This is a genomic window from Microcoleus sp. S13C4, from assembly GCF_036700865.1.
In the GTDB taxonomy this organism is placed as follows: Bacteria; Cyanobacteriota; Cyanobacteriia; order Cyanobacteriales; family Microcoleaceae; genus Microcoleus.
The window spans coordinates 1-7,034 of the sequence record NZ_JAUBPS010000128.1 but is presented as its reverse complement, the minus strand read 5'-3'; the positions used below and the strand labels follow the sequence as shown (position 1 = coordinate 7,034).

The 7,034-nt window shown below is 43.6% G+C and carries 9 protein-coding genes; 7 read left to right on the top strand and 2 right to left on the bottom strand.

Translation table 11 applies throughout. The features are described 5' to 3' along the window. Positions 1-849: 849 nt before the first annotated feature. Positions 850-1,080 (bottom strand): hypothetical protein, encoded by a 231-nt coding sequence (locus QT996_RS27720; protein ID WP_333050645.1) that lies wholly within the window; start codon positions 1,078-1,080, stop codon positions 850-852. 83 nt (positions 1,081-1,163) lie between these two features. Here QT996_RS27720 and QT996_RS27715 point away from each other — a divergent pair, with 83 nt between their 5' ends. The 7 genes from QT996_RS27715 to QT996_RS27685 all read left to right on the top strand — a co-directional run bounded on the left by QT996_RS27715 (position 1,164) and on the right by QT996_RS27685 (position 5,822). Next, the gene (locus QT996_RS27715) at positions 1,164-1,424 is read left to right on the top strand and encodes a hypothetical protein (protein WP_333050643.1); all 261 of its coding nucleotides are present in this window, start codon (positions 1,164-1,166) and stop codon (positions 1,422-1,424) included. Further along, positions 1,390-1,644, top strand: a complete 255-nt coding sequence (locus tag QT996_RS27710) for a hypothetical protein (RefSeq protein ID WP_333050640.1) — start codon at positions 1,390-1,392, stop codon at positions 1,642-1,644. Before QT996_RS27715 ends, QT996_RS27710 begins: the two co-directional genes overlap by 35 nt. 39 nt (positions 1,645-1,683) lie before the next feature. Beyond that, positions 1,684-1,908 carry a hypothetical protein gene (locus QT996_RS27705; RefSeq protein ID WP_333050637.1) on the top strand — a complete coding sequence of 75 codons (225 nt, stop codon included), beginning with the start codon at positions 1,684-1,686 and terminating at the stop codon, positions 1,906-1,908. Further along, on the top strand, positions 1,869-2,381 hold the full coding sequence (locus tag QT996_RS27700; RefSeq protein ID WP_333050635.1) for a glycosyltransferase family 4 protein: 513 nt from the start codon (positions 1,869-1,871) through the stop codon (positions 2,379-2,381). The genes QT996_RS27705 and QT996_RS27700 overlap by 40 nt, the downstream gene beginning before the upstream one ends. Before the next feature lie 105 nt (positions 2,382-2,486). Then, a complete protein-coding gene (locus QT996_RS27695; RefSeq protein ID WP_333050633.1) occupies positions 2,487-3,857 on the top strand; it encodes an O-antigen ligase domain-containing protein in 1,371 nt (456 codons plus the stop codon). 532 nt (positions 3,858-4,389) lie between these two features. Further along, a complete protein-coding gene (locus QT996_RS27690; protein WP_333050631.1) occupies positions 4,390-5,184 on the top strand; it encodes a WecB/TagA/CpsF family glycosyltransferase in 795 nt (264 codons plus the stop codon). Between the two features lie 194 nt (positions 5,185-5,378). Further along, the gene (locus QT996_RS27685) at positions 5,379-5,822 is read left to right on the top strand and encodes a DUF4079 domain-containing protein (protein ID WP_333050629.1); all 444 of its coding nucleotides are present in this window, start codon (positions 5,379-5,381) and stop codon (positions 5,820-5,822) included. An 81-nt stretch (positions 5,823-5,903) separates the two neighbouring features. Here the strand turns inward: QT996_RS27685 and QT996_RS27680 are convergent, their stop codons facing one another. Further along, a complete protein-coding gene (locus tag QT996_RS27680) occupies positions 5,904-6,812 on the bottom strand; it encodes an alpha/beta hydrolase (protein ID WP_333050628.1) in 909 nt (302 codons plus the stop codon). Positions 6,813-7,034 lie beyond the last annotated feature (222 nt).

Genomic DNA, 7,034 nt, shown 5'->3' with positions numbered 1-7,034 from the left:
TTAATAATTAAGTGGGGTCGTAAAATCAAAAATAAGGGCAATGCGTGTATCACAGTTTAAATGTGCAACAGCTTAAGCGACATCGTTTGATAAATACCGCGAAGCCACTACTACTCCTTAAGAGTTAAGGTGTACACAATATAAGCCGATTAACCTTGAGTGTTCTTTTGATCTTTATAGGGTCATGTGATAATTTGCTGCTGAAGTTTTGTTACGGTAATTACTTAGACAGGAATTGGGCAGTAACGCTACATATACTCTGCCCCGCATTGGCACTCTCTTTTTGGAATTTTTTCAGGTGTTCGCCTTTTATTAACAAATTTAAAACTCAGCCAGCTAATTAAATGTATAGGGGTGAAACTTTATGTTTTGTAAGGCGATTGGAAAACCTACTTTTTCAAAGAGTCCCGGACGCATTAAGCGGGTTTTTTCAGGAAAATACGACAAATGAGGGCGAGGGATCTCCGTTGAAAGCCTGGTTTCTTCCCTCCTTTCCGCCTCGCGACGCTCATTTGCGCGCTCGCGCTCCTCCAAGTATCTGAGAAAACCACCATCTCTGAATATTGACAAAATACGATATTTTTTGAAGGAGTACCGACAGCACAGTTACCAAAAAATCACAGCAACTGATCAGTGTTTATATCTGTGGGATCGATAAGGAAATCAACATTTTTAAAGTAAAAATTTCCTTGTTAAAATCGTATAAAATTTTTCACCACGTGATGTCAATCTACTGTATATTGTTATTAATGCTACCTTGAACGAGTAAAAATTGGGTGTTCTTCGGTTTCCCGTACATCCCTTGCTGTAGCATAAGCAAGTTCTGTTATGTTAGACAGGAAGTGGTGTTTAGCTTGGTGTTGACCGAGAAAACAACTCCTGGTTGATGAGAAATCTGTCTTCAGGATGAACTTTCGTTGACATGAAAATTATCCCTATAGGATAGTGTTTGGCGCTCGCAGCCATCGTTATTATCAATGCAATGACAGCGAAGTTGGGGCTGATAGATACTGGGATGTTGCGAACAGTCGATCGGTTGGATTCTATGTAAACATCGGGAAAGCGGTAATTAATATTCACCCGCCCCTCTTTCCTTTTAGGCTTTAACATCAGCGCTGGTAGCAGCGCCGAAAGAGAGCCAGAGTCTTCAGCGGGACTTAAAAATGAAAATCACCTTTGTTCTTCCTACTCTGTGTCTGGCTGGTGGAATACGAGTAATCTCTATTTTCGCAGAACTTTTGAGAAAGCGAGGACACTCCGTGTTCGTCATCTCTGTACCCCACGCCCAACCGAGTATGCGCCAGCAAGTCAAGTCGCTGTTGCGGGGACGCGGTTGGATTTCCACACCGGAAAACGAGCCTTCATTTTTCGATAACTTAGGTACCGACTTTGCTCCAACAATTGCGCTCGCTGCTCAGAGGTAGGGCTTGGCAGTCCGCTCCCCATAAAGAACCGTCTCACTTTGACAAGGTGGATGTCGAGAGCCGAGTTCTCGAAACTTACCGTTTAATTACCGACGTTGACGTACCTGATGCCGATATCATAATGGCTACTTGGTGGGAAACTGCCGAGTGGATGGCAAAACTTTCTCCGAGCAAAGGAACGAAAGTATATTTTCTCCAACACTACGAGGCTTTTGACTAAATACCCAAAGGTCGAGTAGAGGCAACTTGGCGGCTGCCGATGCACAAAATCGCTGTGGCACAGTGGCTGGCCGACATAGCTCGGAATGAATACGGCGATTTGTCTGTATCTCTCGTCCCTCCTACGGTGGACACTAAACAGTTTTACGACCCCCAGTCGCGAGCGAAGCAGTCGCGAGGCAAGCAATTAGTTCCCACTGTCGGGATGTACTATACTATAACTCCTTGGAAAGGCTGCGATCTTGTCGTGAAACTTTCTCTCTAGCTGCTAAAAAAATTCCTAACCTTCGTTTAGTTGCTTTTGGTTGTGGCGGCGATACTCCTCCTCCCAATTGGCTGCCTGATGGTACTGAGTATAATAATGCACCCACTCAAGACCAACTAAAAGAATTTTACAGCAAATGCGATGCTTGGCTGTTTTCCAGCAGATCCGAAGGCTTCGGCTTGCCAATTTTAGAAGCTATGGCTTGTGGCACTCCAGTCATCGGCACTCCTGCAGGTGCGGCTCCGGAACTACTTGCTGGCGGGGGTGGCATACTTGTCAAGCCAGAAGACCCAGAGGATATGGCAAAAGCGATCGAGCAAATTTGTCAGTTGTCTGATGCCGAATGGCGCGCCATGTCCGAGACTGCTTTGGAAACGGTGATAAATTATACCTGGGAGGATGCAACTAATCTCTTCGAGGCGGCACTGTACGCTGCTTTGGAACGTCAAGCACAATTAACGAACAAGACGTAAAATTGAGGTTGATTAAAAAGATTGGGGTTGGGCGATCGTTTAAGCGAAAATTTTTATCGGGCACATTGAGTTGTCTTTCTACAATTTTACAGCCAAACAAGACCTATGGTTGCATTAATCCCAGTTGCTATGTTCGGCTTCATTCCCCTCGTTCTTTACCTGTTTGTGAGGTTTCCGACTCAACGGGCACTCATTATAAGTTTTGTGGGAGCGTGGCTGTTTTTGCCACAAGCTTCTTATCCCATCCCCCTATTGCCACCGTATACCAAAATATCGGCAGCTTGCTACGGTATTTTTCTGGCTACTATTGTCTACGATACTGGACGCATAACCTCTTTTAAGCCCGGTTGGCTGGACGTGCCAATGGTAATTTGGTGTTTGTGTCCCATTGTTTCACAGGTTAGTAATGGCGGCAGCCCGATTTCTCCGACTGTCAACCAAATCGTTACTTGGGGTCTGCCTTATTTTTTAGGACGCTTGTATCTGGGTAGTTTAGATGGGCTGCGACAATTGGCGATCGGGATTTTTGCAGGTGGGTTAGCCTACATTCCTTTTACTTTAATTGAAGGGATTAAGGGTCCACTTTTGCACCAAATGGTTTACGGCGTCAATGCCTTTGACGACTGGGGTCAAGCAAGGCGTATGGGCGGGTGGAGACCGGTAGTATTTATGCAACACGGTTTGATGGTGGGCATGTGGATGATGACAGCCGCCTTAATTGCTGTTTGGCTGTGGCAAACTGGGACGCTCAAAAAGTTTATGGGTCGTAACATCAAGACTTTAGCAATTATATTAACTATCGCTTTTTTCCTGTGCCGTTCTACTGGCGCCTACAGTTTATTTGGAATGGCGTTGCTTGTATTATTCTCGGCTAAGTGGTTTCGCACTTCTTTGCCCCTGCTCTTTATAATTGGATATATAGTGTTTTATCTGTACATAGCGGCATCGGGTCAATTTTCGAGCAAAGACGTGATTGATTTCATCACTCCAATATTTGGCGAAGAACGAGCCGGCTCTCTGAAGTTTAGATTTGACAATGAAGAGATATTGGGGGCAAAAGCGCGGCAAAGATTGCTTTTTGGCTGGGGTGATTCCGGCGGAAACCGCGTGTACGACGGGTACGGTGAAGATATATCGATCACCGACAGCTTATGGATTATTGCATTTGGCGTCAACGGTGCAGTCGGTTTGGTTAGTTTATTTTCTTCCTTGTTACTTCCTGTTATCGTCTTTTCCCTGTTCAAATATCCCGCCAGAACCTGGTCTAATCCCAAAGTAGCGCCCGCTGCCGCCCTGGGAGTAGCCTTAACTATGTACATGTTTGACTGTGTTTTGAATGCTATGACTAACCCGATTTTTGCGCTGATTGCTGGAGGAATATCGAGTCTTGTCTTAAAAGCTCCAGAAAGTCTTAAAAGCAAGAAAACCAGTTCGCTACCAAGAAGACAGTCGCTGGTTCATCAAAAATCAGGATGATTTTCATGAAGGCGAGCGTCGGTTCACTTCAAGCTGGAAACTATACTTGCCTTCCCTCGATACAAAAACTAAAAAATCTACCACTTGTGGATGAAATCCAGTTCGGAAGTTGCAAGATATTTCTCACTAGGTTAAAATTTTAGTCTCATAAACTCTTTTTTACATTCATTTGCAATGCTTCAACAAGTAAGCTGTTGTGCATTTAAAATGCGTGTTTCAGAGGTTGAAACCCTTTACTGGCTTAGATAGCCTCGAAAATTTAAATGATGAACAGCTTATGAGTACAGGATGGCTTTTTTCTTGAGACTGTGTTACCAGTTATAAACTTAAAAAGGGGCTTTATACACTTTTTCTAAAACGAGCTAATTCTTTACATAATCTTTAAAAACCCTCACTAGACAGGCAGGGGGTAGGAGGATATACTGAGAAAATTATGTTTACTGAAGCACCCAGGTAGTTAAAACACGAAACTGTATTGTGGGTTATAATAGTTTGAGTTGTAGTTTAATATAAAGCGGGAAGGGCATCATAAATGAAAACAGTTAATTTATTGAATGTCTCGATAGATAACTTGTCAATCACAGAGTTGTTTGAAAAACTCGACGGCGAAGGTGGTGTCGTATTTACACCCAATGTAGACCACTTGATTAAGTTGCAGTATGACCGCGACTTCTATGAAGCTTACAATACATCTACTTATAGAGTCTGCGACAGTCAAATATTGATGTATGCCTCCAAGTTTTTGGGTACTCCTCTCAAAGAAAAAATTTCTGGTTCGGATTTGTTCCCTGCATTTTATATGTATCACAAAGATAACGAGAAGATTAAAATATTTTTGCTAGGAGCTGCTGAAGGTATTGCTAGGAAAGCTCAGGAAAAAATTAACCAAAAGATTGGTAGGGAAATAGTGGTGGAAGCACTTTCTCCTTCTTTTGGCTTTGAAAAAAATGAGGAAGAATGTGAAACAATAATTGACGCGATCAATAAGTCAGGAGCGACAGTTCTGGCTATAGGAGTGGGAGCGCCCAAGCAAGAGAAGTGGCTGGTTAAATACAGAAGCAAATTAACATACGTCAAAATTTTCTTAGCCGTAGGTGCAACCATTGATTTTGAAGCTGGTTGCAAAGCCCGAGCTCCCAAATGGATGAGCGAAGTCGGTATAGAATGGGCGTACCGACTGTTAAGTGAACCGAGAAGGTTGTGGAAAAGATATTTGATTGAAGGTCTGCCTTTTTTCCGATTAATCTTAGAACAAAAATTAGGGTTTTATAAAATGCCTTTCATGGAAAGCAAAACCAGCCAGCTAGAATGGAAAGGTGGCTCCTAAAAAGGTTAGCCACAAATCTGTAGCGTAAATTAAGCTGAGTATCGGAGAAAGTTAGTTTGACTTCAAGGTAAGACTGATGCAATCTGTGGATAGTCCGATCGCACTTTCTCTCAAAATAAGTCATTTTTGCTTTCAAGTCCAGGTAAAATCGGAAAGAAACCTTTTGTGAAAAATCCTAATTAGGGATGCAACTGATGAATCTGCCTTCTTTCTTGTGGTTGTGGAAAATAGCGGCTTGGTCAATGGGTGTTTCCCTGTTGGCTTATGTGTTGCTGGCCGTTACTGGAACGTGGATGTTTGTGGCTCGCAGTACCAAACAACCGCGCCCAAAATGGCTGCGTTTCTTTCATTTAGCCACTGGTGCGGGGATGGCAACTTTGGTAATTTTACTACTGGGAATTGGTGTAGTCGGTACCCTAGGATATTACGGCAATTTGGGTCACTCGGCTCATTTACCGGCGGGATTAGCTGTTGTTGCTTTGGTATTGGTTTCTGTTGGAAGCGGTCTGCAAATTGGTCCTAAACATCCTTGGGCGCGCCCCCTCCATATCGGCACTAATTTGGCTTTGTTTGGGGGATTTGTGACTGTGTTGCTCACAGGATGGACGATAGTACAAAAGTATTTGCCAAAAGTTTGAAACCTGTCTATTTGACCTCAAACTATACCAAATGTGTCAGGGAAACCATATATGTAAGGTGCGCCACAACGCACCCTAGGTTTAATTTTTTTGCGTGAGTCCGCTTTTTGTGATGAATTCTAAAATATGCTGCGCGGTAATCTGCGGCTTTTCTAAGTGGGGAACGTGCCCGCAGTCGGGTATCCAAATTAGTTGAGAATTTGCGATCGCCCTTGCAAACTTTTCCGCATCTGCCGTCCCCAAAATTCGGTCTTGTTTTCCCCACAAAATCAGCGTCTCCTGCTGAATTTGCGATAACTTTTCCCCAAAACCTCCATAACCGCCACTTTTGGTAAACGCAATTAAAGCTTGATTCCAGTTGGGCATTTCCAAGTGCAAAGCAGCACAAGTTTGAGCGTCTTGAGAAGCCAAATTTTTATCGAAATAAGCATTGACGCTAATTCGCTGGCGAATTTTGGGATTGCGTAAAAATGAAGTTGCTAGATATCCTAAAGGAGGAATTAAAAACTTTCCCTTATTAGAACTGATGGCAAAACCTGCGCTATCTATTAACACTAATTGTTTCACAGCTTCGGGATAATTGAGAGTGAAATCAATTGCGGCTGCACCTCCCATTGAAGCACCGACTAAGATGACAGGCTGCGAAATTAGCGTTTTCCAAAAATAGTAAAGGTGACTTTCAATTGCCCTAGCGCTGAATGCTAAACCAGGCGCTCTTTCTGTAAACCCGAAACCCAACAAATCAACCGCCCAAGTTTCATTTTCGGCAGCCAGCAGCGGCAACAGACGGCGGAATTCAAACAAGGAACTGTCGAAGCCGTGAATTAGCAAAATGGGTGTGTTGCCGCTGCCTTGGCGCACGTAGGTTGTGGCAATTGGCCCAGAAGATAGGGGAGTTGTAATTGCCTCCCGTTGAATGCTTTGGGCTAAGGCAATTGAGGTAGATTCTGTGAGTTGTGCGATCGATTTTGGGAGAAAAGTTGCTGGCATAATTCTTGATAAATTGTGAATCGGTAGGGGCGCTGCCACTGTGTTCGCCCTAACATTTAAGTATATATGCTTGCTCGATCGCTATTTTAGGAGTTGGGGCGAGTCATTAAAATTTGATCGATACTCAGTATCCCTCAGCCCAGGCTTATAGCCTTTCTCAGAAATATGAGGTATGATGTTACTGACACTCATTCATGAGGGTCAAACAGAGAACACACGATC